The 26,984-nt window shown below is 71.9% G+C and carries 28 protein-coding genes; 12 read left to right on the top strand and 16 right to left on the bottom strand.

All coding sequences use genetic code 11. The features are described from left to right. Nucleotides 1–19: 19 nt before the first annotated feature. Both kynA and KLO01_RS05405 read left to right on the top strand, forming a co-directional pair. Nucleotides 20–889, top strand: coding sequence for a tryptophan 2,3-dioxygenase (gene kynA, locus KLO01_RS05400; protein WP_147062813.1), 870 nt, complete (start codon nucleotides 20–22; stop codon nucleotides 887–889). 100 nt (nucleotides 890–989) lie between these two features. Next, on the top strand, nucleotides 990–1,697 hold the full coding sequence (locus tag KLO01_RS05405; protein WP_147062815.1) for a CHAP domain-containing protein: 708 nt from the start codon (nucleotides 990–992) through the stop codon (nucleotides 1,695–1,697). 10 nt (nucleotides 1,698–1,707) lie between these two features. Here KLO01_RS05405 and KLO01_RS05410 read toward each other — a convergent pair whose 3' ends face one another. After that, nucleotides 1,708–2,589, bottom strand: coding sequence for a peptidoglycan-binding protein (locus KLO01_RS05410; RefSeq protein WP_147062817.1), 882 nt, complete (start codon nucleotides 2,587–2,589; stop codon nucleotides 1,708–1,710). A 109-nt stretch (nucleotides 2,590–2,698) separates the two neighbouring features. Beyond that, entirely contained in the window at nucleotides 2,699–5,950 is a 3,252-nt protein-coding gene (locus KLO01_RS05415; RefSeq protein WP_147062819.1) for an AfsR/SARP family transcriptional regulator, read from the bottom strand. Nucleotides 5,951–6,271: 321 nt separating this feature from the next. Here KLO01_RS05415 and KLO01_RS05420 point away from each other — a divergent pair, with 321 nt between their 5' ends. Continuing rightward, nucleotides 6,272–6,892 carry a TetR/AcrR family transcriptional regulator gene (locus tag KLO01_RS05420; RefSeq protein WP_147062821.1) on the top strand — a complete coding sequence of 207 codons (621 nt, stop codon included), beginning with the start codon at nucleotides 6,272–6,274 and terminating at the stop codon, nucleotides 6,890–6,892. Further along, a complete protein-coding gene (locus tag KLO01_RS05425) occupies nucleotides 6,889–8,496 on the top strand; it encodes an MFS transporter (RefSeq protein ID WP_147062823.1) in 1,608 nt (535 codons plus the stop codon). The genes KLO01_RS05420 and KLO01_RS05425 overlap by 4 nt, the downstream gene beginning before the upstream one ends. Before the next feature lie 78 nt (nucleotides 8,497–8,574). Here KLO01_RS05425 and KLO01_RS05430 read toward each other — a convergent pair whose 3' ends face one another. The 5 genes from KLO01_RS05430 to KLO01_RS05450 are packed head-to-tail and all read right to left on the bottom strand — an operon-like array spanning nucleotide 8,575 to nucleotide 11,910. After that, nucleotides 8,575–8,934, bottom strand: coding sequence for a TfoX/Sxy family protein (locus KLO01_RS05430; protein ID WP_147062825.1), 360 nt, complete (start codon nucleotides 8,932–8,934; stop codon nucleotides 8,575–8,577). Nucleotides 8,935–8,950: 16 nt separating this feature from the next. Continuing rightward, the gene (locus KLO01_RS05435) at nucleotides 8,951–9,355 is read right to left on the bottom strand and encodes a DUF6855 family protein (RefSeq protein WP_147062827.1); all 405 of its coding nucleotides are present in this window, start codon (nucleotides 9,353–9,355) and stop codon (nucleotides 8,951–8,953) included. After that, nucleotides 9,352–9,765 carry an MmcQ/YjbR family DNA-binding protein gene (locus KLO01_RS05440; RefSeq protein ID WP_147062828.1) on the bottom strand — a complete coding sequence of 138 codons (414 nt, stop codon included), beginning with the start codon at nucleotides 9,763–9,765 and terminating at the stop codon, nucleotides 9,352–9,354. The genes KLO01_RS05435 and KLO01_RS05440 overlap by 4 nt, the downstream gene beginning before the upstream one ends. Continuing rightward, on the bottom strand, nucleotides 9,765–10,454 hold the full coding sequence (locus KLO01_RS05445; protein ID WP_147062830.1) for a DUF2461 domain-containing protein: 690 nt from the start codon (nucleotides 10,452–10,454) through the stop codon (nucleotides 9,765–9,767). Before KLO01_RS05445 ends, KLO01_RS05440 begins: the two co-directional genes overlap by 1 nt. Continuing rightward, entirely contained in the window at nucleotides 10,423–11,910 is a 1,488-nt protein-coding gene (locus KLO01_RS05450) for an LLM class flavin-dependent oxidoreductase (protein WP_147062832.1), read from the bottom strand. The genes KLO01_RS05445 and KLO01_RS05450 overlap by 32 nt, the downstream gene beginning before the upstream one ends. A 217-nt stretch (nucleotides 11,911–12,127) precedes the next feature. On the opposite strand from KLO01_RS05450, the gene KLO01_RS05455 reads away from it, so the two are divergent. Next, entirely contained in the window at nucleotides 12,128–13,234 is a 1,107-nt protein-coding gene (locus KLO01_RS05455; RefSeq protein WP_186827916.1) for a ScyD/ScyE family protein, read from the top strand. 86 nt (nucleotides 13,235–13,320) lie between these two features. Here the strand turns inward: KLO01_RS05455 and KLO01_RS05460 are convergent, their stop codons facing one another. Continuing rightward, complete coding sequence (locus KLO01_RS05460; RefSeq protein WP_147062836.1) at nucleotides 13,321–14,064, bottom strand: class F sortase; 744 nt, start codon at nucleotides 14,062–14,064, stop codon at nucleotides 13,321–13,323. Between the two features lie 12 nt (nucleotides 14,065–14,076). After that, a complete protein-coding gene (locus KLO01_RS05465) occupies nucleotides 14,077–14,871 on the bottom strand; it encodes a GVDTG sorting domain-containing protein (protein WP_186827917.1) in 795 nt (264 codons plus the stop codon). Between the two features lie 369 nt (nucleotides 14,872–15,240). Between KLO01_RS05465 and KLO01_RS17075 the strand changes: the two genes are divergently transcribed. Both KLO01_RS17075 and KLO01_RS05470 read left to right on the top strand, forming a co-directional pair. Further along, nucleotides 15,241–15,393: a hypothetical protein gene (locus KLO01_RS17075; protein ID WP_186827918.1), complete on the top strand. Its 153-nt coding sequence runs from the start codon at nucleotides 15,241–15,243 to the stop codon at nucleotides 15,391–15,393. Between the two features lie 65 nt (nucleotides 15,394–15,458). Next, a complete protein-coding gene (locus KLO01_RS05470) occupies nucleotides 15,459–18,371 on the top strand; it encodes a helix-turn-helix transcriptional regulator (protein ID WP_147062838.1) in 2,913 nt (970 codons plus the stop codon). Nucleotides 18,372–18,518: 147 nt separating this feature from the next. Here the strand turns inward: KLO01_RS05470 and KLO01_RS05475 are convergent, their stop codons facing one another. Further along, entirely contained in the window at nucleotides 18,519–20,498 is a 1,980-nt protein-coding gene (locus KLO01_RS05475; protein WP_371860248.1) for an APC family permease, read from the bottom strand. A gap of 99 nt (nucleotides 20,499–20,597) precedes the next feature. On the opposite strand from KLO01_RS05475, the gene KLO01_RS05480 reads away from it, so the two are divergent. Genes KLO01_RS05480 through KLO01_RS17085 form a run of 5 tightly spaced genes read left to right on the top strand, consistent with a single transcriptional unit; the run spans nucleotide 20,598 to nucleotide 24,195 of the window. Further along, the gene (locus KLO01_RS05480; protein WP_147062840.1) at nucleotides 20,598–21,380 is read left to right on the top strand and encodes a prolipoprotein diacylglyceryl transferase; all 783 of its coding nucleotides are present in this window, start codon (nucleotides 20,598–20,600) and stop codon (nucleotides 21,378–21,380) included. Beyond that, nucleotides 21,377–22,948, top strand: a complete 1,572-nt coding sequence (locus KLO01_RS05485) for a radical SAM protein (RefSeq protein ID WP_425558306.1) — start codon at nucleotides 21,377–21,379, stop codon at nucleotides 22,946–22,948. The genes KLO01_RS05480 and KLO01_RS05485 overlap by 4 nt, the downstream gene beginning before the upstream one ends. Next, entirely contained in the window at nucleotides 22,945–23,265 is a 321-nt protein-coding gene (locus tag KLO01_RS05490) for a hypothetical protein (protein ID WP_222611924.1), read from the top strand. The genes KLO01_RS05485 and KLO01_RS05490 overlap by 4 nt, the downstream gene beginning before the upstream one ends. A gap of 28 nt (nucleotides 23,266–23,293) precedes the next feature. Continuing rightward, nucleotides 23,294–23,713, top strand: coding sequence for a hypothetical protein (locus KLO01_RS17080; protein WP_186827919.1), 420 nt, complete (start codon nucleotides 23,294–23,296; stop codon nucleotides 23,711–23,713). A gap of 8 nt (nucleotides 23,714–23,721) precedes the next feature. Then, on the top strand, nucleotides 23,722–24,195 hold the full coding sequence (locus KLO01_RS17085; RefSeq protein WP_186827920.1) for an SRPBCC family protein: 474 nt from the start codon (nucleotides 23,722–23,724) through the stop codon (nucleotides 24,193–24,195). On the opposite strand, the gene KLO01_RS05505 is transcribed toward KLO01_RS17085, so the two are convergent. The 6 genes from KLO01_RS05505 to KLO01_RS05530 all read right to left on the bottom strand — a co-directional run bounded on the left by KLO01_RS05505 (nucleotide 24,176) and on the right by KLO01_RS05530 (nucleotide 26,874). Continuing rightward, a complete protein-coding gene (locus tag KLO01_RS05505) occupies nucleotides 24,176–24,589 on the bottom strand; it encodes a PPOX class F420-dependent oxidoreductase (RefSeq protein ID WP_147062844.1) in 414 nt (137 codons plus the stop codon). The genes KLO01_RS17085 and KLO01_RS05505 overlap by 20 nt on opposite strands. An 18-nt stretch (nucleotides 24,590–24,607) precedes the next feature. Next, nucleotides 24,608–24,976 carry a UBP-type zinc finger domain-containing protein gene (locus tag KLO01_RS05510; RefSeq protein ID WP_147062846.1) on the bottom strand — a complete coding sequence of 123 codons (369 nt, stop codon included), beginning with the start codon at nucleotides 24,974–24,976 and terminating at the stop codon, nucleotides 24,608–24,610. An 18-nt stretch (nucleotides 24,977–24,994) separates the two neighbouring features. Beyond that, a complete protein-coding gene (locus KLO01_RS05515) occupies nucleotides 24,995–25,372 on the bottom strand; it encodes a DUF1304 domain-containing protein (protein ID WP_147062848.1) in 378 nt (125 codons plus the stop codon). A gap of 125 nt (nucleotides 25,373–25,497) precedes the next feature. Then, a complete protein-coding gene (locus KLO01_RS05520) occupies nucleotides 25,498–25,986 on the bottom strand; it encodes a pyridoxamine 5'-phosphate oxidase family protein (RefSeq protein WP_147062851.1) in 489 nt (162 codons plus the stop codon). After that, on the bottom strand, nucleotides 25,979–26,431 hold the full coding sequence (locus tag KLO01_RS05525; protein ID WP_147062853.1) for a PPOX class F420-dependent oxidoreductase: 453 nt from the start codon (nucleotides 26,429–26,431) through the stop codon (nucleotides 25,979–25,981). Before KLO01_RS05525 ends, KLO01_RS05520 begins: the two co-directional genes overlap by 8 nt. After that, nucleotides 26,428–26,874, bottom strand: coding sequence for an SRPBCC family protein (locus tag KLO01_RS05530; protein WP_147062855.1), 447 nt, complete (start codon nucleotides 26,872–26,874; stop codon nucleotides 26,428–26,430). Before KLO01_RS05530 ends, KLO01_RS05525 begins: the two co-directional genes overlap by 4 nt. Nucleotides 26,875–26,984: the final 110 nt, after the last annotated feature.

The following is a 26,984-nucleotide window of genomic DNA, read 5'->3' on the forward strand; positions in this document are numbered from 1 at the left end:
GGGCTCTAGGGTGAGCGGCATGAGCGAGACCTCCGCGGGCAACACCCGGCCGATCGAGTCGGGCATCCACACCGACTTCAGCCGCGAGATGAGCTACGGCTCCTACCTCTCGCTCGACGAGCTGCTCAGCGCCCAGCACCCGGTGAGCGACCCCGAGCACCACGACGAGCTGCTCTTCATCATCCAGCACCAGACGTCGGAGCTCTGGCTCAAGCTCGTCCTGCACGAGCTGCGTTCTGCCGCAGCGCTGCTCGCACAGGACGAGATGCGGATCGCGCTCAAGCGGATCGCCCGCGTCAAGCACATCCAGCGCACCCTCACCGACCAGTGGTCCGTCCTGGCGACGCTCACCCCGACGGAGTACAGCCAGTTCCGCGGCTACCTCGGCCACGCCTCGGGCTTCCAGTCGTGGCAGTACCGCGCCGTGGAGTTCATGCTCGGCAACAAGCACCGCGGCATGCTCAAGGTCCACGAGGCCGACCCCGCCGCCCACGCGATCCTCGAGGAGCTGCTCGAGGCGCCGAGCATCTACGACGAGTTCCTGCGCTACCTCTCCCGACGCGGGTATGCCGTGCCGCAGTCGATCCTCGAGCGCGACGTGAGCGTCGCCCACGTCCCGAACGACGAGCTCGTCGCCGTGCTCACCGAGATCTACGAGGACGCCGAGCAGCACTGGGACCTCTACGAGGCGTGCGAGGAGCTCGTCGACCTCGAGGACAACTTCCAGCTGTGGCGCTTCCGCCACCTCAAGACCGTCCAGCGGGTCATCGGGATGAAGACCGGGACCGGCGGCTCGAGCGGGGTCGGCTTCCTCCAGCGGGCCCTGGACCTCACCTTCTTCCCCGAGCTGTTCTCGGTGCGGACCTCGATCCGCGAGCCACGCCACTGACCAGCGCCTCCCGGAGCGGAATCGCAGCGGTTTCGCAGCGCCGACGAGCACCGTGCCTGTCGTGGGCACCGCGCCCGCACCCACGACAGGGAGGGCTGACATGAAGGCACGCACCATCGCCGCACTCGCCGCCGCGGCCACGACCGCCGGGCTCGTCGCCGCGGTCCCCACCGCGCAGGCGCAGCAGAACGCCGCCGACGGCACCGCGAGCACCACCGTCCAGGGCGCCGCCTCGGCCCTGTCGACGCTGCGGCAGGACACGGTCGACCGGGCGAACTCCCTGCTCGCCGCCGACCTGAAGTTCAAGGACGCTGCGGGCACGGTGCGCACGAGCACCCAGCCCAGCAGCAACCGCAACCTCCTGTCGTGGGGCGGCAGCAACACCAACAGCAACGTCCTCAACGGCTACAACGGGCTCGACTGGTGCGGCTACTTCGTCGCGCGGACCTGGACGGGCGCCAACACCCCGGCACCCACGGCATACCCGCGGATCCCCACCTACTACATGCGCTCCCAGGCGTGGCGCACGGAGTCCAGGACGCCCTACCACCGATTCTCGGTGAGCCTGCTGCCCAAGCCCGGCGACGTCCTCGTCTGGCAGAACGGCGCGGGCACCGCTGGGGTCGACAACGGCACGGCCACGGGCCACGTCGGCGTCGTCACCGCCGTCAACACCACGACCAAGGTCGTCACGAGCGTCGAGGGCAACGTCGAGGGCGACGAGATCCGCCGCTACACCTACGCGTGGGACAGCGACGGCCCCACCAAGGACGGCAAGCACTTCATGGGACACACCTCGCGCGAGTGAGGCGGACGCGTCAGAGGGAGCGCTGGTACTGCTCCCACCACACGAGCGGGCGGTCGGCGCCGGCGGTCGAGTCGCTGCACGAGCCGCCCTCACCTCCGAAGCGGAACTGGTAGATCTGGCAGAGGCTGCGGTGCGAGCCGTAGGCCACCCACGGGTCGCCGACGGCGATCGCGTGGATGTGCTCGTTGCCGCTCCAGTTGCGGAACCAGGCCGCGAACCCGACCTTGCGCAGCGCCGCCAGCCGCGCGCTCGTCTGCGACGGTGCGTCATTGACCCGGATGTCGATGACCCCGCCACCCATGTGGGTGCCCACGGACGCGTCCGCTCCGCCGCGCCCCTGGGTGATCGTCATGTTGCTGCTCAGCGCCTCGGCCCTGCGGAACATCGCCCTCGTCCGTTCGTTGACGGCCTCACCGTCCTCGGTGACCCACGAGCCCTGGTCGACCTCGTTCGAGAGGGTGAACCTGTTGGGGGCGAGCTTGCCGAGCTCGAACAGGCTCGGCAGCCCGTTGGTCGACCACGGGTTCGCCGTCGTGTGCACACTGTTCTCCCAGGCGCGCCAGGCGTCCATGGTGGCGCGGCCGAAGTGGCCGTCGGTGTCGCTCGACGCGAGCAGCCCCTTGGCCCGCAGCGCCGCCTTGACCGTCTTCACCGACGCCTCCGCGCCCGAGGTCAGCCCGCGGTCGGGCTTGCTCGGGTCGAGCTGGGCGGCGAGCAGGAGACGCTCGTGGTCGACGACCGGCAGCGCCGTGACCCCGGCGGCTGCACCGGCAGGCGCACCGGCGGGCGCACCAGCGGGTGCGCCGGCGGCAGGGCCGCCGGCCAGGCCGACGGACACCGCGGCGGCCACAGTGGCGACGGCCACGGCCGCGCCACGTCGAAGGGTGCTCATGGGGGTTGTCCTCTCCCTGGGGGTGGGGCCGCATCGGCCTCTGGCCGGAGGCTTCCAACGCGTGCTGCGAACCCGCTGCGGATCGGCTGCGGTTCGGCGCCCGTGGGCGTCAGGCGACGCCGGATCCCCCGCGGCCATCGTGCACGTCCCGTGGGGCGTACCCGCCCTGCGCCCTCACCTTCGCGTCGAGACGGGCGAGGATGCCGTCGAGCTCGGCGTTGTCGGTGAGCCCGGATCGCAGGAGGCAGTCGCGCTCGGACTCGAGCACCTCGATGGCCTCACCGAGCCGGCCCTGGAGCTGGAGCACCCGCCCGAGGTCTCGCAGGCTGGCCGCCCGGCTCAACGGTCGGTCGAGCCTCTCGAACCCGGCGATGCTGTCGCGCAGCACCGCCTCGCTCTCGACGAGCCGGCCGAGGGCGGCGTGGGCCCGGCCGAGGGTGCGCTGCGCGCGGTGCAGCATGAAGTCGTCGTGACGGATCGCCGCCTGCTCGACGGCCTGGACGGCGCCCGGCAGCGCCTGCATCGGCTCGCCCATCTGCACGAGGATGTCGGCCCGGGTGTCGATGACCGCGGTGAGGCCGTTGACGTCGCCGAGCCGGGTGAAGAGGTCCATCGCCGCGTCGCAGAGCGGGAGGCCGGCGGCGTACTCGCCGAGCCGACGGTGGATGCGGGCGAGCGCGAAGAGCGCGGTGGCCGACCCCGACCAGTCCTCCACCTCACCGAAGAGCCGCGTCGCCTCGAAGAGGTGCTCGCGCCCGGCCTCGAGGACGTCGTAGTCGTCGAGCAGGCTGCCCCAGGCGAGGGCGACGTAGGCGCGGACGACGCCGTCGAGGTCCTCGCCGCTGCTCCGGGTCGCCCACTCGAGCGCCTCCTCGGCGGCGGCCCGCTCGCCGTTGGCGCGGTGCGCCCGACCGAGCACCACCGCGGCGACGACCGCCCCGTCGACGTCACCGTCGAGGAGCATCGTGCGCCGGGCGTGGGTCGCGAGGGTGGCCGCGAGCCGTGAGTGGGCCGACTCGTGACGCAGGTGGGCCTCGACGAGGTCGAGGTGGGCCAGGCCCCGCCGGTCGTCGACGAGGTCGGCGTCGAGGTGCTCGCGGACCGTCTCGACGACGGCGAACCAGCGCTCGAGCTCGAGGCCGTTCTGGGCGTGCTGGCCGAGGACGACCATGAGGCGCCAGGCCGTCGCGGCGTCGGTGGCGGCCACCGCCCGTGCGCACAGCAGGAAGGTGTCCTGCTCGGTGCGGAGGAACGCGAGCGCCTCCTCGGGGTCGACCCGACCGCTCGAGCGCGGCAGGCGCCTGCCGTCGGGGCAGGGCGGGAGCGGGAGGAACTGCACGGGGTAGCCCTGCGCCTGCGGGAGCGCCGTGCGCAGCAGCGTCCTCGCGACGCGACCGACGTCGTCGGTGACGTCGGCCGGCGTCTCGGACTGCACGGCATACAGGCGGACGAGGTCGTGCAGGACGAACTGCGTCGAGAGGCCCTCGCGGGACTCCGTCTCGAGCAGGTATGCCGCGTGGAGCTCGTCGACGGCAGCGTCACCGTCGCGGGGGCTGCCCTCACCCGTGCCGTGGACGAGGGACGCGAGCAGCCAGCGGCTCGCGGCGCGGAACGGCAGCCCGGCGAAGCGCCCGAGCACCTCGCGCGCGGCGTCGCTCAGGGGCGCCTCGGCCAGGCCGAGACCGGCATAGATCGCCCGGTCCGACTGCTCGCCGTCGGACTGCCCACGGATCTCGCTGCTCAGCGACGACGCCGCCCGGCGCAGCGTGAGGTCGGGACGGGAGGCGACCCGCTGAGCCGTGATGCGCAGCAGGAGCGGCAGGCCCAGGCACGCCTGCGCGAGCTGGCGCAGACCGTCGGCCTCACCCTCGACCCGGTCGTCGCCGACGAGACCGCCGAGCAGCTGGGCGCTCTCGCGGTCACCCAGTGCGGTGACGACGATTCGGAGGGTGGGCTCGCACTCGGTGAGCGGCAGCCGGCTCGTGAGGATCGCCGCCGACGGTGCGCGCGTGGGCAGGAGGTCGCGGACGTCGACCCCCGGGCCGATGTCGTCGAGGACGACGAGGAGGCGCTTGGTGTCGAGGATCGAGCGGTACATCGCCACCCGGGCGTCGTGGCTCGTCGGCAGGACGTCGGCCGGCACACCGAGCAGCTGGAGGAAGTGGGCGAGGACGCTCGACACCCCGGCCCGGCCGGTCTCGCTGTCGAGGTGGAGATAGAGGGTGCCGTCGGGGAAGTCGTCGCGCAGCCGGTGGGCGGCCTCGACCGCGAGGGTCGTCTTGCCCATGCCGCCGAGCCCGGTGACGGCGACGACGGGGGCGGTGCCGGTCGGTCGCGTGGCGGCGGCGACGAGGCGTTCGAGCTCGGACTCGCGCCCGACGAGGTGGGCCACGCTACGAGGAGCGGTGCGGGGGGCGGGGATCTGTCGCAGGGCCACCGGCGCGGACGAGGTCGCCGGGGCAGGGTCCGGTGAGGAGGTCGTGGGCGCGGCCGGGTCGGTGACGCGCGCGGCGTCGTCGGTCGGTCCGGCGGGCGAGGTCGAGGGGGGGGACGACCTCGTGGGCGTGGAGGCGACCGGCTTGTCGAAGGTGAGGACCTCGTGGTGGGCGGCCGCGAGGATCGGGCCGGGTCGCACGCCGAGGTCCTCGTCGAGCCGGGTGTGGACGTCGCGGTAGACGCTCAGCGCCTCGGCCTGGCGGCCGACCCGGACGAGGGCGCGCATGAGGAGCGCGTGCACCTGCTCGTGGAACGGGTGGCTCTCGCTGAGGTGAGCCAGTGCGCTGGCCACCCCGTCGAGGTGACCGGTCTCGAGGTCGGCCTCGATCCGCTGGAGGGTGACCTCGAGGCTCTCCTCGTCGATCCTGCGACGACGCGCCTCGACGTCGGGGCTGTCGGTGACCCCGCCGAGGGCGGCACCGAGGTTGAGCGACTCGGCCTCGTGGAGCAGGGCGTGCTTCTCGGCACTGGCCGGGTCGAGGCTGAGCGCGCGCCGCGTGAGGGAGGCGCGGTGACCGAGGTCGGTCCAGACGGCGTCGTCGAGGCGGTAGCCGGCCTCGTGGGTGACGATGAGCGGTGCCGGGACCACCTTGCGGCGCAGACCGGACACGACCGCCTGCACCCGGTTGCGGGGCGAGGCGTGCGACCGGCCGCCCCAGATCCACTCGGCGAGGGCGTCGACCGTGACCACCCGGTGCTCCGCGACGGCCAGACCGGCGACGAGCGCGCGCTCCGACGGGGTGAGCGGGACGTCCTGCGTGCCCCGGACGAGGCGCACCATCCCGAGCACGCACGCACCCAGCTCGGGCCGCGAGCCCGTGTCGGGGCCGCGCTCCTGGATGTCCTGTGCCGGTGGTGTGACCACACCGCGAGGCTATCCATGGAGGGCATGGCTGTCATCAGGAGGAGCCGGGGAGGCCTCCCCCTGTGGGGGGTGTCGGCCCTGACCCGTGAGGGCCAGGCGTCAGGACGTCGTCGCCGCGGTGGTCACCACCTTCTCGTCGGACCGGTCCCAGCGGCCGGTGCTCTCCACTCAGGCTTCCCGGCCGCGCTGCGAAGTCGCTGCGGTTTCGCTGCGGCGCCCCCGCCAGACCGCCACCGCCACAACCCGCTTGCGAAACGAAACCGTTTCGTTCTATCGTTTGGAACGACATCGTTCCATCACCGCCGGAGGTCGACCCACCACATGACGCCCGAGACCCATCCCCGCCCCCGCGTCGAGGGCGAGCGCGAGCAGGAGATCCTGCACGCGACGCTCGACGTCCTCGCCGAGGTGGGCTACGACAGGTTGACCATGGACGCGGTCGCTGCCGCGGCCAAGGCGTCCAAGGCCACGCTCTACCGGCGGTGGAGCAGCAAGTCCGCACTCGTCATCGACGCCGTGCTCGCCCAGAAGGGCCCGACGACGGCGCCCGACACGGGCAGCCTGCGCGAGGACCTGCTGCAGATGCACTGCGGGGCCGGTGGCGTGACCGATGAGCGCGCGATGAGCGTGCTCGCCTCGGTCATCACCGCGGTCAACATCGACCCCGAGTTCGCCACCGCGTTCCGGCGCGACTTCATCGGCCCCAAGGTCGCAGCCGGCCGTGCCGTCTTCGAGCGGGCCCGCGAGCGCGGCGAGATCGGCGACGACGTCGACCTCGACCTCATCGCCCCCGCCCTGGCCGGGATGGTGCTGCACCGCACCCACCTGCTCGGCGAACCCCCCAGCAAGGCGACCATCGCCGCGCTCATCGACCAGGTCGTCCTCCCGGCCTGTCACGCCACCCACACGTCAGCCCAGCCCCAGGACAAGGACCACGCATGACCGACGTACGACCCCTCGACGAACCCGCGGCAGACGTCGCGAAGCCACCACGCGAGCTCAACCTCACCTGGGCACTCGTGCTCATCTCGATCGCCCAGCTCATGATCGTCCTCGACGGGACCATCGCCAACATCGCCCTGCCCTACATCCAGCACGACCTCGAGATCAGCCAGGCCAACCTCACGTGGGTCGTCACCGGCTACGCGCTGGCGTTCGGCAGCCTGCTGCTCCTCGGTGGCCGCCTCGGTGACCTCTACGGTCGTCGCCGGGTCTTCATGGTCGGGCTCGTCGTGTTCGGCGTCGCCTCGCTGCTCGGCGGGTTCGCGACGAGCGAGCCGCTGCTCCTCGCCTCCCGTGGCCTGCAGGGTCTGGGTGCCGCCCTCGCGTCACCGGCCGCCCTCGCGCTCATCACGACGACCTTCCCGGCCGGGCCGGCGCGCAACCGTGCCTTCGCCGTGTATGCCGCGATGTCGGGTGCCGGCGCAGCCGTCGGCCTCATCCTCGGGGGCTGGCTCACCGGCACCTCCCCCGAGATCCTCGGCACCGCGATCGACGGATGGCGCCTCACCTTCCTCATCAACTTCCCGATCGGGCTCGCCGCGGCGTTCCTCGCCCCGCGCTTCCTCAACGAGTCCGAGTCCCACCCCGGTGAGCTCGACCTGCCGGGCGCCCTCACCGGCACCCTTGGCCTGCTCGGTGTCGTCTACGGCCTCTCCCGCGCCGGCACCGAGGGGTGGACCGACGGCCTGACCCTCGCCAGCCTCGCCGCCGGCGTCGCGATGCTCGTCGTCTTCGGGCTCATCGAGCGACGGGTCGCGCACCCGCTGCTGCCCTTCCGGATCTTCACCAGCCGGACCCGGGCCGCGAGCTTCGTGGCGATGTTCTTCGCCCCGGCCGCGATGTTCGCGATGTTCTACTTCCTCAGCCAGTACATCCAGAACGTCATGGGCTACAGCCCGCTCAAGGCCGGTGTCGCCTTCCTGCCGTTCACCGTCGGCATCGTCGTCGGCGCCGGGCTCGCGTCGAACCTGCTCAACCGGGTCAACCCGCGCTTCATCTCCGGCACGGGCACGCTCATCGCGGCGGGCGCGCTCTACGGCTTCTCGACGCTGCCCTACGACACGACGTTCCCGGTCCAGGCCGTGACGGGCACCTACGTCGCCGACATCCTGCCGTTCGTCGTCATGATGGCCTTCGGCATGGGGCTCACCTTCGTCCCGGTCACCCTGACCGCCGTGCACCACCTCCGCCCCGAGGAGTCGGGCATCGGCTCCGGCGTCCTCAACACGGCGCAGCAGGTCGGTGGCGCGCTCGGTCTCGCCGTGCTGGCGACGGTGGCGACCCAGACCTTCACCGACCGTGGCGCGGAGCTGGCCAGTGCCGGCGCGGCGGCCGCGGCGGCCGGTGGGCCCACGCCCTCACCCGAGCAGGTGCAGGCGATGGAGGCGGTCGCCCGCCTCCAGGTCTTCACCGAGGGCTCGACGCAGGCCTTCCTCGTCGGCTCGCTCCTCATGCTCGCGGCCTCCGCGGTCATCTGGATCTTCCTCGGCGTCAAGCACGAGGAGCTGGCCACCGACGGCCCGGAGCCCGTGCACATGGGCTGAGCGTCCGGCACGACCACGGGGCGGGGCTGCGCATCACGCGCACCCCGCCCTCTGGCGTCTCCGGGGAGCCTTGAGCGGCTACGTCTTCGGTGTGCGCCCCTTGCGGACCTTGGGCGGCAGGGTCGCGATGTGCGCGCGGGCCCGCTCGAACCAGTCGGCGGCGTCGGCGTCGGACATGTCGGCGGGCAGCGACAGCCAGCCGTTCATCGGGCGCTCCGCCGGTCCGAAGGGACCGCTGCCGGGCAGGGCACGCAGCTCCACGAGCCCCTCCTCGTCGAGCTTGACCCCGAGCGACTCGGCGAACAGGCCGGCGAACATGTTGCCACCCACGAAGGCTCCCACCGAACCGAACATCGGCCTGACCTCGACGTCGGGCGCGTCGGGCACGAGGGTGCGGAAGTGCGCCTTCGCCTCGTCGGTGTGCTTCGGCATCTGCATGACGGACCGTCCCGGCTCAGAGCGCGCGGGCGCGGTTGTTGCGGGGGTGGTGCTCGAGCTCGACGAGCCCGAGCTCCTCGAGCAGCGGCGGGAGGTACATCCCGAACCGCCCGCGGTAGCCCTTGCGCAGGCCGTACCAGCCACCGACCGGGTTGTCGTCCGCGCGACCCCACGCCTCGATGGTGCCGTCCTTGGCGTCCTTCTTCTCGTCGGCGGCGCCGAGGTCGACCCAGTCTCCCTGCTCGACGAGCCAGGCGTGGAGGTCCTCGACGGCACCGAGGTGGTACCTCAGCGTCGTGGACCCGACCTGGCAGACGAGCGCGGGCGGGTCGCCGGCCTCGTCGCGCCACATCGTGTAGGCCGACGTCCCGGGGGCCGTGGTGAGCTCCCAGGGCGACTCCTCGGTGCCGTCGCCGCTCATGGGGCCAGTGTCTCAGGACCGAGGTGCTCGCGGACGAGCTTTGCCGGAGCCCGGGCCGCCCACGCCTCCACGATGACCTCCTCGAGCTCGTCGCGGTCGATCTCGCCGAGGCGCGAGAGCCGGACGAGGACGCCCGTGTGGTTGCGGAAGTGCGGGATGTCGAAGAACGGGTTGTCGGCCTCGACGATCGCCTGCTTGGCGCCCATGTCGGGCATCGTCACGACGAGCAGGTCGTCCCACATCTCCCCGGTCTCGGGGTCGACCGCCGTCCTGTGCGGCATCCGGTAGAGAAGGAACCCCTTGCCGCGCACCTTCCAGGTCGGCCGGTCCCCCCACGAGATCCCGAGCTCGGTCTCGGGCAGCGACCCCGCGATCTCGTCGACGTCGCTCGCTCTCGCCCGCCGGACCATCAGCGACGTCCGGGCTTCTCGGTGGCTCCGACGTACTGGTCGCACCACTCGACCAGGGGTCGCATCGCCACCCAGTCGGCGCGGACCCGTTCGGCGACGTCGTCGGACTCCAGCCAGTCGGGGATGCCGTGGTCCCGTGTCGCGGTGAGGGTCCGGTGGCGCAGCAGCTCCAGTCGCGGATGGTCAGCCGGTATGCCGCGTGGTCGCGTCGCGAGCACGTCGCCGCCGATCTCGAAACCGCTGTCGGACAACGCCTCGAGGATGGCCAGCAGCCGCGCGCCCGCGACGTCGTCGGTGACGCTGGCGCGGTAGCGGGCGACCTGGTCGGACTCGGAGGCATAGAACCCGCCGGCGGTGCGGAGGCCGTCGGCGCCGACCTGGACGTACCAGCCCATGCGGGCCGAGGTCGGGACGAAGAGGCCCTGGTGGTCCTTGTACGGCCTCTTGTCCTTGCTGAAGCGGACGTCCCGGTGGGGCCGGAAGAGCCTGGGCTCGCCGAACTCCTCGGTGAGCACGTCGCCGAGGTGAGCCATCGGCTCACGGACGCTCACGGCATACCGCTCCTTGTGGGCGGCCCACCACTCGCGCGAGTTCGAGGTCTCGAGCGCTCGGTAGAACTCGACCGCGTCGAGCGGGATGCCGGGGACGTCGGCGGGCTCAGCCGAAGCCGTGGGTGGCGAGGGCGTCATGGAGCGCCTCCTCCTCGTAGGACAGGTGCGTGAGCAGCGACTCGGTGAGCTCGTCGACGGCATCGGAGAGGGCGTCGAGGGCGCGTGAGCCGTCGCTGCCGTAGCCGGGGTCACCGACGAGGGCCACGAGCGCGCGGTCGAGCGCGTCGAGCAGGCCGGCGATGACCTCGTGGTCGTCGTGCAGGCGGGTGATGACCGGCGCGAGGTCCGGGTCGGAGCGCAGCAGGTGGGGGAACATGCCACGGTCCTCGTTAGTGTGGTGGCCGGTGACGATCCGGCAGTAGGACTCGCAGTAGGCGCCGAGGGTCCAGTTGTTCTGGCGCATCGTCATCGTGTTGATGACCGACCGGGCCGAGCCGACGCTCGTGTGGCCCGCACGGACCTGCCGGACGATGTCGCGGACCTGGTCGAGCTCGGCCCGCAGGTAGTCGTGGACCTCGACGAGGTGTGCGGGGATGGCGAGCTGCTGCGCGGTGAAGCCCGAGTCGGCCTGTGCCGCAACGGTTGCGGTCCGCTGCGACTGCGAGGCACCGCCCGCCTCAGGCGCCGCGTCCACGGGTGCGGGCGCACTCTCCCCACCCTCGCGCTCGGCCGCGACGAGCTCGCGGGCCAGCGGGACGACCTCCTCGGCGAACCGCCGCAGGAAGTCGGGGTCGTCGGTCCCGACGATGAAGGTGCTCATCCCGGCACCCACGGCGAGGTCGGTGAGCTGCTCGGCCCAGTCGGTCGGGGTGCCGCGCAGGAGCCCCGAGCCGGTGCCGAACTGCCCGAAGACGTTGTAGATGCGCCGGATGTCCTGTGGCGCACGGCCGGCGGCGACGGCGGCCTCGTCGAGCCGCGCGTTGAGGTCGGGCAGGTCGGCCGGGTCGGCGTAGCCCATGCTCGGCACCCAGCCGTCGGCGAGCTGACCGGTGAGCCGAACCATCCGAGGCTTGTAGGCGCCGAGCCAGATGGGGATGTCGTGCGCCGGTCGCGGGCCGGGCCGCAGCCCGTGGTCGGAGTAGTGCTCACCCCGGAGCCGTCCGGGCTCCCCCGCCCAGAAGCCACGCAGGATGGTGATCGCCTCGACGAGGGCGTCGACCGACTCCTTGGGTGACTTGCGTCCGCCACCGGCCGCCTCGATGGCGTCCCAGAACGCACCGGCCCCGAGGCCGAGCTCCGCCCGGCCCCCGGTGAGCACGTCGAGGCTCGCGGCCGCCTTGGCGAGCACGACGGGCGGTCGCAGCGGCAGGTTGGCGACGTTCGTCGAGAGCCGTACCTGGCTGGTGCGGGCCCCGATGGCCGACAGCAGCGTCCACGTGTCGAGGTGCTTGGCCTGGTAGGGGTGGTCCTGGATGCTCACGTGCTCGAGGCCGAGGACGTCGGCGAGCTGGGCGAGCTCGAGCACCTCGTGGTGGCGCGCCGCTTCCGGGCTCGGGAAGACGCCGAACTCGAGGTCGAGACCGTAGTCGGGCATGCACGCATCCTCGCAGGCGGGGACCCGCGTCCTGAAACGTCGTGACCCCCCGAGATCTGACACGTCTGGGCCGTTGACCCGGCATGGGGGCCGGGCCAGTGTCGAGGCATGGGTCGCCGGGTCGCGGGACCGTGCGGGCCCATCTCACAGCACGGAGGCAGGTAGTCCTCCCACGGCCTCGTGGCCCTCGCCCGCGCCCTCACACGATGGAGCTCCCATGTCCCTGAGACTGCGCCGGGCAGCGACCGCTGTCGCCGCCCTCACCCTGCCCACCCTCGTCGTCCTTGCACCGCCGGCCTCGGCCCACGGCAGCCACCACGGCAGCCACAGCACCGTCATCGCGACCGGCCTCAACAACCCACGGCAGCTCTCCTTCTCACCCGACGGCGACCTCTACATCGCCGAGGCAGGCACCGGCGGCGCCGGGCCGTGCATGGCCGGGCCCGAGGGCGAGACCTGCTTCGGCCTCAGCGGCTCGGTGACCAAGGTCCACCGGGGGACGCAGAGCCGGGTGCTCACCGGCCTGCCCTCCCTGGCCTCCAAGGAGGGCGGCGGCGCCATCGGTCCCGCCGACATCCTCGTCATGGGTTCGAAGAAGTTCGCGCTGAGCATGGGTCTGGGCGCCGACCCGGCCGTCCGCGCGAGCCTGCCCGCCGGCGGACAGAAGCTCGACACCATCCAGATCGGCAAGTTCGGCCGCGGCATGCTCACGCTCTCCGACCTCGGGGACTACGAGACGACGGCCAACCCCGACAAGGGCGAGGTCGACTCCAACCCCGTGGGCCTCGCGGCATACAAGGGCGGGTTCCTCGTGGCGGACGCGGGAGCGAACGCCGTGAACCGCGTGCGTGCCTGGGGAGCCACCTCGACGGTGGCGGTCTTCCCCGACACGATGGTCGCCGCCCCCGGTGGCGGGATGATGCCCATGCAGGCGGTGCCGACCTCGGTCGCCATCGGTCCTGACGGGGCGATCTACGTCAGCCAGCTCACCGGCTTCCCGTTCCCCGTCGGCGGTTCGACGATCTGGCGGATCGCTCGCCACTCCTCGACGCCGACGGTCTATGCGACCGGCCTGACCAACGTCACCGACCTCGCGTTCAAGGGCAACCAGCTGTATGCCGTGCAGATCGCCACGACCGGTCTCCTCACCCCGGGTCTCCCGATGGGGTCGCTGGTCAAGGTGCCTCGCGGCTCCATGTCGCCGACGGTCGTCGCCGGCAACCTGCCGGCGCCCTACGGACTCGCGATCCGCTCGGGCAAGGCGTACGTCACGACGTGCGCGGTCTGCCCCGCCGGCGGGTCGGTGGTGACCTTCGGGCTCTGACCCTCGCGCTGCGACGCAGCGTCACGGAGTGACGACGTCACGGCGGCTCCTCGAGTCGTCGTGACGTCGCCGTCGTGCTGGTGGGACTACCCGATGAGGTCGGCGTAGACGACGACGTTGTCGACGTGGCTGCCGGTCTCGCCGTCGAGGACGCCACCACAGGTGATGAGGCGCAGGGCCGCGCGGTCGACCGGCCCGTAGACCTCCTCGGTGGGGAACTTCGCCTTGGGGTACTGCCCCACGCTCGTCACGCCGAACGTCGCGGTCGTGCCGTCCTCGCGCGCCACCTGGATCTTGTCGCCCTTGCGCATGCCGCTCAGCTTGAAGAAGACCGCGGGCTTGCTGCGGTGGGTGACGTGGGCCGCGATGACGGCCGGCCCGAGCTCGCCGGGGGTGGGACTGCTCGTGAACCATCCGGCGTCGGTCCCGTTGCCGGGGACCTCCATCCGCCGGTCGGCCTTGAGATCGAGGTCGATGATCGGCGCGCTCACGCCCAGGCCGGGCAGGGTCACCCGGGTGGGACGGGACCGTTCGAGGACCGGGCCCTTCGGAGTCTCGTATGCCGCACCCGCCGGCGCAGCGCCGTGTCCCGCGTGGGGACTCGCGGCAGCACCGGAGGGGGAGGTCGTGCTCGAGGGGGACGGGGTCGTCGAGGGCGCCATGCCGCCGTGGCCCTCGTGGCCACCCTGGCCGGCGGCGATCTTGGGAGGCGGCCCGGACTGCTGGGACAGCGCGTAGCCGGTGGCGCCGACCCCGAGCAGCCCGAAGGCCATGACGGCCGCAGCCGACACCGTGAGGCGCCGGCTGCGGCCCGTGCTGTCGTCAGTCATGGGAAGGACCGATCAGACCTTGGCCGCCGCGAGCCGACGACGGTAGAGGAGTGCACCACCGGCAGCGGCGAACGCGGCACCGGCGAGACCGAAGGCTCCACCGGCCTCGACGCCGTCGGTCGTGCCGTCACCGGTGTCGACACCACCCGAGGGCATCTCGCCCGCGGACGCGCTGGAGACCGTGCCGCAGGTGGCCGGGTTCGTGGCCTCCTCCGGGATGCCGTTGACGCCGAGCGACTTCGCGAACGTCGACTCGCCGAGGGCGTCGAGGTCGTACTTGTCGTTGCCGTTGGCGTCGAGACCGTGCTGGACGATGTGGAGGTTCTTGAGCTTGGCCCCCGCGCCGGCGGGCAGCGCGATCGTGCGGTCGTAGGACAGGTTGCCCTTGGCGTCGGCCTTGGGCATCCGTTCGATGGCCAGACCGCTCTTGGGGCTGGTGTCGCCGGAGGTGGTGAGCGAGAGGATGACGTCGCCGTACATCGGCAGACCCTCCTCGACGTTGACCTGGCCGTCTCCGTCCTTGTCGGCCGAGGAGTCGGGGCAGGTGAACTTCTTGTCTCCGCTGAAGGAGCCGTGGAAGTGCTGCGCGTGCGGGGAGTTGGGGGTGAAGCCCGTGCCCTTGATCGAGACCTTGAGGTTGTCACCGTCCAGCGTGAGCTTGGCGGTCGAGCTGGACCCGCTGTCGTTGCCCATGGTGTCGGTGAGCTTCATGTTCCAGGAGTCCGCGGCGTTGGCGCCGGTCGCACCCGCCAGGATGAGGAGGGCCGTACCCGGGAGGGCCAGGGCTGCCTTCGTGGTCATTCGCATCGTTGCGCTCCTTCGTCGGTCCGGACCGGAGGTCGGCCCGGCGAGTTGCTGCATGTGGGGGTTCGCCACCGTGGGGTCGGACGGATTGGTCCGGCCTCGGGCACGGCTGTCCTGGAGAGGCCCCACCACCGGACGCCACCACACCCTCGTGCTCGAGCTGCCGCACCGACGCCACCACCCGGACCCGTCGACAGCCGACCCCGAGGCGATCCCCTTCTGAGCACACGGCATACGGGCTCCTGAGGTAGGAGACGGGACCCGACTGAGGTAGGTGCCACGCACGAAATACGGCACCTGACCGATGTGGGCGGCTACCTCACCCGACGACTGTTGAGGAGTCAGCAACAGCACAGGTCGGAAGGACCAGCCATGAACACCTCGTTCCTCACCCCCGAAGCCGTCCGGGCCGAGATGCACGCCCGCTACGGCCAGTTCCCCGAGACGCAGGAGCGTCCCGGGTCCTCGCTCCACGTGATCCGCCGGGTGCGGGCTCGCGTCGACGCCGCCCGCCGCTCTCGCTGAGCCGGGTGGCCACCGCAGCGCTGCTCGCCAGCGGGGAGTCGGTGCAGTCGTCGATACTTCGACTCATGACTCCCCCCGTGCGCGAGCTTGTCGGACGCGACGCCGACCTCGTCAGGTTCGCCGAGATCCTCGGACTCGACGCGCCCCACGGGGTCGGCGTCGTCGTGTCCGGTGACGCCGGCATCGGCAAGTCCAGCCTGCTGGCGCGCGTGTCCGCCGACGCCGAGACCGCCGGCTGGGGCGTCGCGTGGGGGCACTGCGTCGGCCAGTCCGGCAGCGGCGTCGCCTACCTCCCCTTCACCGAGCTCGTCGGCCGTCTCGAGCTGCTCGAGCCCGAGGCCGTCGAGCAGGTCGTCGCCACCCGCCCCGCCCTCGCCGTGCTCCTGCCCGGACGCCGGGAGGCCGCGGCCCCCACCTCCTCCCCCGGCCAGGTCGCCGAGGCCGTCCACGCCCTGCTGACCGCCGTCGGCGAGCGCTCGCCACTGCTCGTCGTGCTCGAGGACGCCCACTGGGCCGACCCCTCATCGCGCGACCTCATGACGCTGCTGCTGACCCGGGGGTTCGCCTCGCCGGTCGCCCTCGTCGTGACCTACCGCTCCGACGACCTGCACCGACGCCACCCGCTGCACGAGACGCTCGCCGTCTGGGCACGCATCGCCGGCGTCGAGCACGTCGACCTGCAACCGCTGGGCGACAGCGCCATTCGCGACATCGTCGTGGCCGCGGGCTCGCTCGCACCCGATGACCGCACCACCCGCGAGATCACCCGGCGCGCCGAGGGCAACCCGTTCTTCGCCGAGGAGCTCGCGGCCAGCACCGTGTCCGGCCAGCCCATCTCGGGGGGCCTGAGCCGCGTCCTCTGGGCCCGCGTCGACCAGCTCTCCGCGCCGACCCAGGAGGTCGTGCGGACCATGGCCATCGGTGGGCGGACGATCAGCCACGACCTCCTCGTGCGGCTGCTCGACCTCACCGAGCCCGAGCTCGAGGCCGCAGTCGCCGAGGCCGTCGAGCGGCACGTCATCGAGACCCGCTGGCCGCCCGCCTACGCCTTCCGCCACGCCCTCCTCGCCGAGACGACGACGAGCGACCTCCTCCCGGGACAGCGGATCAGGCTGCACCGCGCGTATGCCGGTGCGCTGGCTGCCGATCCGACGCTCGGTCCACCGTCCGAGCTGGCCCGGCACGCGGCCGCCTCGGGAGACCTGGCGACGGCAGTGCGCGCGGCCCGTGAGGCGGCTCGCTCAGACCTCGCCGTCGGCGGCCCCGCCAACGCGCTGCAGCACCTCGAGGACGCCCTCGGGTGGCTGCCCGAGGAGAGCGAGGAGCGTGACGAGGTGAGCCTCGAGGCCTCCGATGCCGCCCTCACCGCAGGCGACATCGTCCGCTCGGTGCAGCTGCTGCGCGACCGCATCGAGCACCCGGGGCCGGCCCAGTCCCCCGTGACCCGCGCCCGCCTGCTCGCGACCTGCGCCAACCGGTGCCGGCTCGTCGACCTCGTCTTCGCAGAGACCGCGCTCGACATGACCACCGAGGCGATGGCGATCGTCCCGGCCGGGGACAGCGCGGACCGGCTCTTCGTCGTCACGGCCCACATGCAGCAGCTCGTCGACACCCGCCAGTACACCGAGGCCGCCGCCCTCGGCGAGGAGGCGAGCGCCCTCGCCGCGCGCCTGGACCTGCCCGGGGCGCTGACCGAGATCCGCACGGTGATGTCGCGCGTCATCGAGGTCCACGACGACCTCGACGCCCTCGAGCGCCACATCGACGCCCTGCTCGCCGACCTCGGCGACCGCCCTGACCCGCTGCGCGTCCGCATCCACCACCAGGCCGCGACGATGCACCACCGGCGGGGCCGCCTCCGGCAGGCCCTCGAGGCCTACGACAAGGGTGCCGCCCTCGCCGCCGAGCTGCACATCGACTGGGCCCCGTTCGGACTCGACTCGCGTCTCCTCGGTGGGCTCACGGCATACGAGATCGGTGACTGGGACGGCGCAGCCCGACGGCTCGACGTCAGCGACCCGCTGCTGCCCCAGCCGGGCCGGTCGTTCTTCGACGCCGCCCTCATGGCGGTGCGGGTCGGACGCGGCGAGACCCTGAACGACCACGAGATCGCGGCGGTGCGCGACTGGTGGCACGTCGACGGCTTCGGGATCGTGCAGCTCGTCATGCCCGCAGTGGAGCACTACGGCAACGCCGGCGACCTCGCCCGCGCCCTCGACATCGCCGAGGACGCCGTCGGCGAGCTCGAGCGCACGTGGGGGCGCTTCCACGCCGTCGTCCGTCTCGCCGCCCTCGTGGCCGGGCAGGCCGCCGGCAACGCCCCCCACCTCGACGCGACCCTGCTCCGCCGCGCCGACGCCGACCTCGAGTCGATGACGGCCAAGGTCGACGCCATCGTCGCCGAGCCGCAGCGAGGCGTACGCGAGCCGACGAGCGAGGTCATCGAGGAGACCAACACCGAGACGTGGGCCTGGGACCGGCGGCTGCGAGCCGAGCTGCTGCGGCTGCAGTGGCGGGCCGGCCAGGGGTCCCCGCCGCACCCGGAGGCGATGGTCGCCGCCTGGCGCGAGTCGGTCGAGGCGTTCGAGCGCTACGGCCACCCCTACGAGACGGCACGCTCGCGCGCCCGGCTGGCCGCGGCGCTCAGGGCTGCCGGCGACACCGCCGCCGCCCGTGACGAGGCCGGACTGGCCCGTGAGGTCGCGACCCGGCTCGGGGCGGCGCCCCTGCTGCGTGAGCTCGACGAGCTCTCGGCACCGGCCGCCACCACGCCGGACTCACCCGATGCCCTGACCCCGCGCGAGCAGGAGGTCCTCGAGCTCGTCGCCCGCGGGCTGAGCAACGGCCAGGTCGGTGCGCAGCTGTTCATCTCGACCAAGACGGCGAGCGTCCACGTGTCCCGGATCCTCGCCAAGCTCGGCGCGTCCTCGCGGACCGAGGCGGCGGCCATCGCCCACGAGCGTCGCCTCATCCGCTGACATCGCCCGTGGAGCAGTCCCGCGTCGTTCCTCCCTGGCACCCAGCATGTGCCCTCGTGCGGGTCGGTCACCTATAGGTGTCCAGGCTGGACACCTATAGGTGACCGACCCGATCACGCACATGGACGAGGCTCCTCCCGACCCGCCTCAGCCGCCGACGTGGACCCGCGGGCGGCGCGGTTCGTCCGGCTCGGCGCGGCGCAGGATCTCGTGGGTCAGCGGCGGGACGTCCCCCTCACCGGCGAGCAGGAAGCGGAGCACGTTGGCCCCCGGCGCCCGCTCGCTCCACTCGAAGTAGGCGTGCGGTGGGATGCCGGTCCGGTCACGGATGTCGAGGAGCACGGCGGCGAGCACGTTGGGCACCGACGTCCCCGTGGCGCGCAGGATCTCGTGGCGGCCGACCCGGACGGCTCGCACCGTCACGGGTGAGTCGAAGTCGCTCGCGTCGGTGATCTCGACCTCGATGAACAGGGCCTTCTGCCAGCCCTTGAGGTGGTTGTCGACGCGGACCTCGAGGTCCTTGCCGTCGTACTCGGCGTCGTCGCCGGCGTTGAGCTTGTTCGCGATGAACCGCAGCGGGTTGCGGCCGTCGCTCGTGCGCTCGATGAGCGCGCTCGCCCCGTCGTCGTACTCGACCTCGCGCACCCGCAGCTCGGTGCTGCGCGAGATCCGCGAGGCGACCGAGACGGCGAGGATCATCGCGATGAAGAGCAGCGCGATGATGAGACCCTCGGGGCGCTTGACCACGGTGACGACGAACGTGTAGACGAAGATCGCGCTGACGACCGCGAAGAACGCCGCCGCCCCGCGGTGCCGTCGCCGGAGCTCGGTGAGGAAGACCGCGATCGCCGCCGAGGTCATGAGGGCGAGGACACCGGTGGCGTAGGCGCCGGCCTGCTCGTCGACGTCGGCCTTGAAGAGGATCGTGACGACGGCCGCGATGAACGCGAGGACGAGGACGAGGGGACGCGTCGAGCTCGCCCAGTCCGGCGCCATGCCGTAGCGGGGCAGGTAGCGGGGGACGATGTTGAGCAGGCCCGCCATCGCGCTGGCGCCCGCGAACCACAGGATGCCGATCGTCGCGGCGTCGTATGCCGTGCCGAACCCGTCGCCGAACATCTGGTGCGCGAGGTAGGCCAGGGCACGACCGTTGGCCTCACCCCCGGTCTGGAACGCCTCCGACGGGATGAGCATCGTCGTGACGAGCGAGGACCCGACGAGGAGCACGCTCATGATGAGGGCGGCGGTGGTGAGCAGCTTCTTGGCGTTGCGGATCCGCCCGGCGGGGTCCTCGGCGGTGTCGGTCGGGTCGCCCTTGACGAGCGGCATGACGACGACACCGGTCTCGAACCCGGACAGGCCGAGCGCGAGGGCGGGGAAGACGAGCAGCGACGCGGCGATGATCCCGAACGGCATCGAGTGGGTCGCCGTCATGTGGTCGGTCCAGTCCCCGACGACGGTGGGGTGGGTGTAGACCTCGTAGACGCCACGCACGAGCACCACGGCGCTCAGCCCCAAGTAGGCGACGACGAGCACCACGGCGACCCCGATGGCCTCGCTGAACCCCTTGAGGAAGACGCCGGCGAGCAGCGCGATGAGCCCGAGCGTGATGAGCACCTCCTTGCCGTGGAGGGCATCACGCAGGAACGGGTTCTCGGTGAGGTGCGCCGCGGCGTCGGCGCCGGACAGCGTGATCGTCACGATGAACCCGGTCGCCACGAAGCCGAGGAGCGAGAGCACGAGCAGCTTGCTCGGCCAGTACGACAGCAGGCGCTGGAGCATCGAGAGGCTGCCGTCGCCGTGCGGGCTCTCGACGGCCACCCGGCGGTACATCGGCAGCGCGGCGAAGAGGGTGACGAGGACGAGGACGAGCGTCGCGACGGGGGCCAGGGCGCCGGCGGCGAGCGCCGCGATGCCCGGCTGGTAGCCCAGCGTCGAGAAGTAGTCGACACCCGTGAGGCACATGACCCGCCACCACGGCTGGACGTGGTCCTTCTCGAGGGCCTCGCGCTCGCCCTCGTAGTAGCCGCCCGGGTCGGAGTCCTCCACCTCGAGCAGCCAGTTCCTCACGGATCGCCGCTGCGAGTTCGTCGTCACTGCCAGCACGCTAGCGGCACCGCGCCGCATCGCGGACATCTTGACGCGATCTTGACGCCCCGCCGGCACACCTCACGGTTGAGTGGCGATACTCGGGCAGAACGCGGGCCCGGATGGAAGGGTGTGGGCGTGATCACCCGCCTCGGCCCGGTCCCGGCCCACGAGCTGTTCGTGGCGCTCGGTGTGGTGGCGGCCGCCGCGGTCTTCGTCCTCGAGGCACGCCGCCGCGGGCACCGCGACGAACGCCTGCTCCACGTCGTCCTCGGCGCGGTCGTCGGGGGTGCGGTCTTCATGCGGATGGGGACCTGGCTCCAGCACGTCGACCTGCGCGAGAACGCGTCCGTCGCCGAGCAGTGGCTCTATGGCAACCGGTCGATCCTCGGCGGCCTCGTCGGCGCCTGGCTCGGGGTGCACGTCGCCAAACGCCTCACCGGCTACCGGCTGCGCACCGGCGACCTCTTCGCCCCCGCGGTCGCGCTCGGCATGGCCGTGGGCCGGGTCGGCTGCCTGCTCACCGAAAAGCCCGGCACCCCCACCGGGCACGGCTGGGGCATCACCCTCGACACCGTGCAGGCCTCCCGCACCGACAGCGTCGCCGGCGTGCCGCTGCACCCGTCGTTCGTCTACGAGATCGCCTTCCACACCGCCGCGTTCGCCGTCCTGTGGCTCTGGTTGCGACACCGCGACACCCCTCCGGGAGAGACGTTCGTCTGGTACGTCGCGGCATACGGGATCTTCCGGTTCCTCGTCGAGACGGTGCGCGGCAACGAGGTCGTCTGGATGGGCCTCACCCGGCCCCAGCTCTTCCTCGCGGTGACCGTCCCGGTCGTCCTCGCCCGCATCGCGTGGCGCTGGCGGTCCGGCGCCTACGCACCCGCCCGTCCCGACCAGCCCGTGGAGGTGAGCGCGTGAGCGCACCCCGAGGACCCGGTATGCCGTTGCGCGACTACCGCGTGCACCGCTACGTCAACGCGTTCTGCCCGCTGTGCCACGAGGAGGCCCCGGACCGGCCGCTCGCCGAGGTGCGCCGGCTCAGCGGGTGGCTCGCCGTGCGCGACGACCGCGTGTGGCTCGAGCGGGGCTGCCCCGACCACGGGCTCGTGCGCACGCTCTACGACGAGTCGCCGGAGATCCTCACCTACCTCGAGCAGTGGACCGCGCCGACCAAGGTCCACCAGCCCGACGCCACGGGCAACTTCAAGCCGGTCCCCAGCGCCTACGAGGACGGGCTGCCGCAGATGCAGACGCAGCACACCTGCATCCTGCTCGAGGACCTGCTCGACCACTGCAACCTCAAGTGCCCGACGTGCTTCGCCGAGTCCTCGCCGGCGCTGGCCTCGGTCGCTCCCCTGGAGCAGGTGCTCGCGTCGATCGACACCCGGCTCTCCCGCGAGAACGGCCGGATCGACGTCCTCATGCTCTCGGGTGGCGAACCGACGCTTTACCCGCAGCTCGAGGAGCTGCTCGACGCGGTCATCGCAAGGCCCATCGTCCGGATCCTCGTCAACACCAACGGGCTGCGGATCGCCCAGGACGACGAGCTCGTCGCCCTGCTGCGCCGTCACCGTGAGCGGGTCGAGGTCTACCTGCAGTACGACGGCGAGTCGGCGCAGGCGTCGATCACCCACCGCGGCGCCGACATCCGCAGGTTCAAGGACCGGGCGATCGAGCGGCTCTCCGCCGCAGGGGTGTTCACCACGCTGACGATGACGGCGGCCCTCGGCGTCAACGACGACGAGATCGGTCACGTCGTCAAGCGTGCGCTCGACACGCCCTACGTCGGCGGCGTGACGATCCAGCCCGTCTTCGGCAGTGGCCGCGGCAGCGGCGTGGACCCGCTCGACCGGCTCACCCACACCGGCGTGCTCGCCAGGCTCGAGGGCCAGACCGGCGGCCACGTCACGTGGCGCGACCTCACCGCCCTGCCGTGCAGCCACCCGCACTGCTGCTCGGTCGGCTACCTCCTGCGCGACGACGCGGGCGAGTGGCGCTCCCTCACGAGCCTCATCGGGCACGACCGGCTCAAGGAGTGGCTCGACCTCGAGCCCGACCTGCTCGCCAACCGCATCGCCGACGACACCATCCCCGACGCGATGAAGGCCGTCGTCAAGGGTTCGCTCCTCGACCTGCTCAGCGAGCAGTCGTCGCTGTCGCACCCGTCGATGTCGACGATCTGGAAGGACATCTGCACGAACTGCGACATCGGGATCGGGACCCTCGCCACGCTCGCCTCCTCCCGCCTGCCCGGCCGGCACGAGAGGCTGCGCGCCATGCTCGGCGAGCGCGTGCTGCGGGTGACGGTCAAGCCGTTCATGGACATGAACACGATGATCGAGGAGCGGCTCACGCAGTGCTGCGTGCACGTCGCCACGGTCAACGCCGAGACCGACGCCCACCAGTGCGCGCCGTTCTGCGCCGTGCAGGCGTGGGCACCGTTGTCGCGCACCCGGATCTCGACGGCGACGGGTGGCCGGACATGACCGACCCGAGGATCGTCCCCACCGACGTCCCGGCCATGGACACGGCCGGGGGCGGCACCGCCGACCAGGCGCCGGACCCGTTGCGGCTGTGCATCTTCGCCACCGTCGCCCTGCTGGGGTGGCTGCTCGGCCCCCTCGCGCTGGCGTTCTTCGCAGGGCTCGGAGCCGTGGGCTACGCCAGGGCCCGCCGTGCGGGACTGCTGAGGTCCAAGTGCCTGCTCGGCGACACCCGGCTCGTGCTGGGCTACCTCGCGCTGCTCGTCGTCGTCGCCATCGCCGCGCTCGTCGTCGGCTTCGGACCCTGGCGGCTCTGGTGACCGCCGCGACCGACCCTCGGGAGGAACCATGACCCAGCCACCGCCCGGCCCACCTCCGGGTGCACCGCCCCCTCCACCGGGAGGGCCCTACGGACCCCCCGGACCCCCCGGCCCCCACGGACCAACCGGTCCCTACGGACGCCCCGGCCCCCACCCCCCGGCGCCCGGACTGCCGAACTGGGCCAAGACCCTCTTCGGCGCCCTCATCGGGCTCGTCGCCTCGGTCGCCTCACCGATCCTCGCCTTCGCCATCGTGGGGCTGGGTACGCCGGGCCCCACGGAGCTCAAGGTCTTCCTCGTCACGGTCATCCCCATGCTGCTCGGTGTCCCGTTCCTCATCGCCCGCAGCACCCGTCCCTGGGGCGTCGGGCTGATGATCGGTCTGGCCGTCGGCAGCCTCGTCCTCGGCGGCGCCTGCGTCTCGATCATCGACTCCAGCGGCTACTAGGAGCTCTTGTGGCGACCTTCTCGGCAACGAAGACCTCCGAGGCGACCGTGGCCCACCCACGCGCCCTCGTGTGGGACGTCCTCACCGACCCGACCGCGGTCGCCCGCCTCACCCCGATGGTCCGGTCGATCACGGCCACGGGTGACCGGTGGCACTGGCAGCTCGTGCGGATCCCAGTCCTCGGGCAGTCCTTCGAGCTCGGGTTCACGGAGCGGATGAGCCACGAGCCGAAGACCCGGATCACCTTCAGCCACGACCCCGACGGCCACGAACGGGCCGGCACCGACGGCCGCTACGACCTCGCGGACGCGGACGGCGGGTCGTCGACCCACCTGCGGATCGAGCTCAAGGTCACCGTCGAGCTCCCGTTCCCAGGAATCACTCGACCCGCCGTGCAGGCCTCGATGCACGGGGTCCTCGAGGTCATGGGTGCGGGCTTCGCACGCTCGATCGAGAAGGAGCTCAGGGCTCGAGCCGGGTGACGCCGGTGACGACGATCGAGGCGCGCGGCTTGCGACCGGGCAGCCGGTCCATCACCGGCTCGACGAGGGTGAGCGCGCGGTACCACCAGCCGTACTTCGCGCCGATCGCCCGCTTGACCCGAGCGACGGCCGCGGCGTCACGGTGCACGCTCGCGCGGCCGGCATACCGGGGTGCGTCGGGAGCGACCTCGCCGCGGACGCTGCACGGGCGCAGCTCGACGCGCGCGGTGTGCGCGAGGCGCTTGGTCTTGCCGGTGTCGTCGACGGTGACGACGAGGAGGTCCTCGCCGTCGGGCGCGATCCACACCGGCGTCGAGACGCCCTTGCCGTTGCGGCGGAAGGTGGTCAGCTCGACGTACTGCTGTGCGCCGAGGAACCGGGTCGCGTCGTCCATGACAGGTATGCCGTCCGCTCAGGTGTGGATGAGGTCGCGCCAGTTGTCGGGCACACGACCCTGTGGCCCCGGCACCGGCTGGTCGTCGGGGCGGGCTGAGGGCTCGGCGAGGGCCGGACCCCGACCGGTCTGCTCGGTCTCGTAGTTCCAGAACCAGGACTCACCGGGTTCGTAGCTCGCCACGACCGGGTGCCCGGTCTCGCGGAAGTGCGCCGTGGCGTGCTGCTCGGGAGAGGTGTCGCAGCACCCGACGTGGCCGCAGGCGGCGCAGCGCCGCAGGTGGACCCACCACCCTTGTGCCGCAGTGCACTCGGCGCAACCGGGCCCCGAGGGCGGCACGCTCGGGTCGACGTCGGCGGACTCGGGGAACTGCGCTGGTGCGGGCATGGGTCGACGCTACGCCGGTCAGGCAAGCAGCAGCGCGACGACGGCGAGGGCCGGAGCTACGCCCTGGATGAGAGCGGCCCGGAGCTTGCTCCCGTCGCTCGTCACGAGGACGAGGGCGGCGGCAAGCATCGAGCCACAGGCGGCATAGATGAGCGCAGCGCCCACGTCGTCCGGTCCGGCGGCGGAGACGACGATGCCGATGACCGCGATGACCGCCAGGAAGAGGTTGTAGAAACCCTGGTTGTAAGCAAGGCCCTTGGTCACCTCCGCGGTCTCGGGGGTGGTGCCGAAGACCTTCTGGGTCGCCGGGTCGGTCCACGCAAGTGACTCGAGCCGGAAGATGTAGACGTGGATGAGGGCGGCGACGGCGGCGAACACGTACGCGAGGGTGAGCATGGCCGAAGCGTAGGCCCGGGCGGCAGGGTGACGCGGGTCAAGCGCTGCGGAGGCGCGAACCGGCCACACCGATGACGGCGACCGTCATGGCGCGGAGGATGCCAGGTGCTCCCGATGGTGGTGCGTCAGAGCTGGACGACCCCGCTGCTGTCGTCGTCCTCGTCGGCCGCCTTGTCCTTGGACGCCAGCCCCTTGACGAGCTGGACGAGCAGGGCCGCCTTGCCCGGGGACTCCCAGTACTCCGCGGTCTCGGCCGTGATCTCGAGCAGACCGTTGTTGGGGTCCTTCGCGTCGCCCTTCATCCACGCCGACACCGACGGGTCCCACAGCTCCTCGAGCTTGGCGTCATCGGTGTTGACGACCGCACGGCCCGAGAGCGAGACCCAGCCCTTGTCGCTGGCATAGGCGACGTTGACCTCGGGGCGCTGGCGGATGGCCGCGACCTTGTCGGTGTCGAGCTCGGTGATGAACCACACCGTGCCCGGGTCCTCGAAGTCCTGGGTGCCCATCGGGGTCGAGACCAGACGGCCCTCGCCGTCGACGTAGGTCAGCGTCGCGATCCGCGTGTCCTTCATGATCTCGGCGGTGAGCTCTCGGGGGTCCGTGTCAGGCATGGGGAGTGTCCTCTCGGTCGGAACTGCGGGGTTCGGGGCTGATGAGCACGACGGTGTCGCGGTAGGTGAGGCCCTTGCGGCGGGTGGCCAGGCCGGCGACGACGGCGAAGAGCGTGGTCTGCCAGCCGTACTTCGCGCGGATGGCTGCCTGCACCTCGTCGAACTCGGGACCGGACTGCACCATCTCGGCGGTGGCCTCGATCGGCTCCGTGCCCGGGGTCGGGGTGCCCCTGCGGCTGCACGGCTGCACGGTGACCCGCGGGGTGCGCCGCAGGCGCTTGGTCTTGCCGGTGCCCATGGTCGTGTAGAAGCCGACCCGACGGCCGTCCGCCAGGCCGGTGACCCAGACCGGGGTCGGCACGCCCTCGCCGCTGCGGCGGAAGGTCGTGAGCAGCACGAAGTCCTCGGCGCCGAGCGTGGCGGCGGTGTGGGCGGTGGCGGTCACGAGCCGACGCGGGTGAGGGCAGCGGTCATGTCGTCGACCGTCTCGTCGGCGATGCCCTTGAAGACGAGCGCCATGAGCGGGTCGGTGAGCTTCGCCAGCCCCTTGAACGTGATGGTCGCCTCGTAGCGGATCCGGCTGGTGCCCGCGTCGACTGCTGTGACGGTGAGGTCGTCCGTGGAGTCGGCGGTTTTGTTGCTCCCCCGCAGAATGACGTGGTCGTCCTCGAGGGTCGCGAGCCTGTAGGTCAGCGTCGTCTCACGACCGAGCACCTTGCTGACGTTGGTCCAGGTCGCACCGGGGGTGACAGGAGCGGCGGGGTCGCCGTCGCGCACGCAGGACACGGTGCCCGGGTCCCACTCGACGGCGTTGGCGAAGTCGGCCAGGTAGGCGACGGCGGCGTCCTGCGGGCAGGGCACCTCGAACTCTCGAACGATGTGGACCATGGCGGTCCTCCTCCAGTTGTGGGCTTTCACCCTAGGTCACGACATCAGGGCGGTGACCTGCGAGAACGCTGCCAATCAGCGGCTCGTCGCGCTACACCCCCAGGGAGGTG

It is taken from the genome of Knoellia locipacati (assembly GCF_007992835.1).
GTDB lineage: Bacteria > Actinomycetota > Actinomycetes > Actinomycetales > Dermatophilaceae > Knoellia > Knoellia locipacati.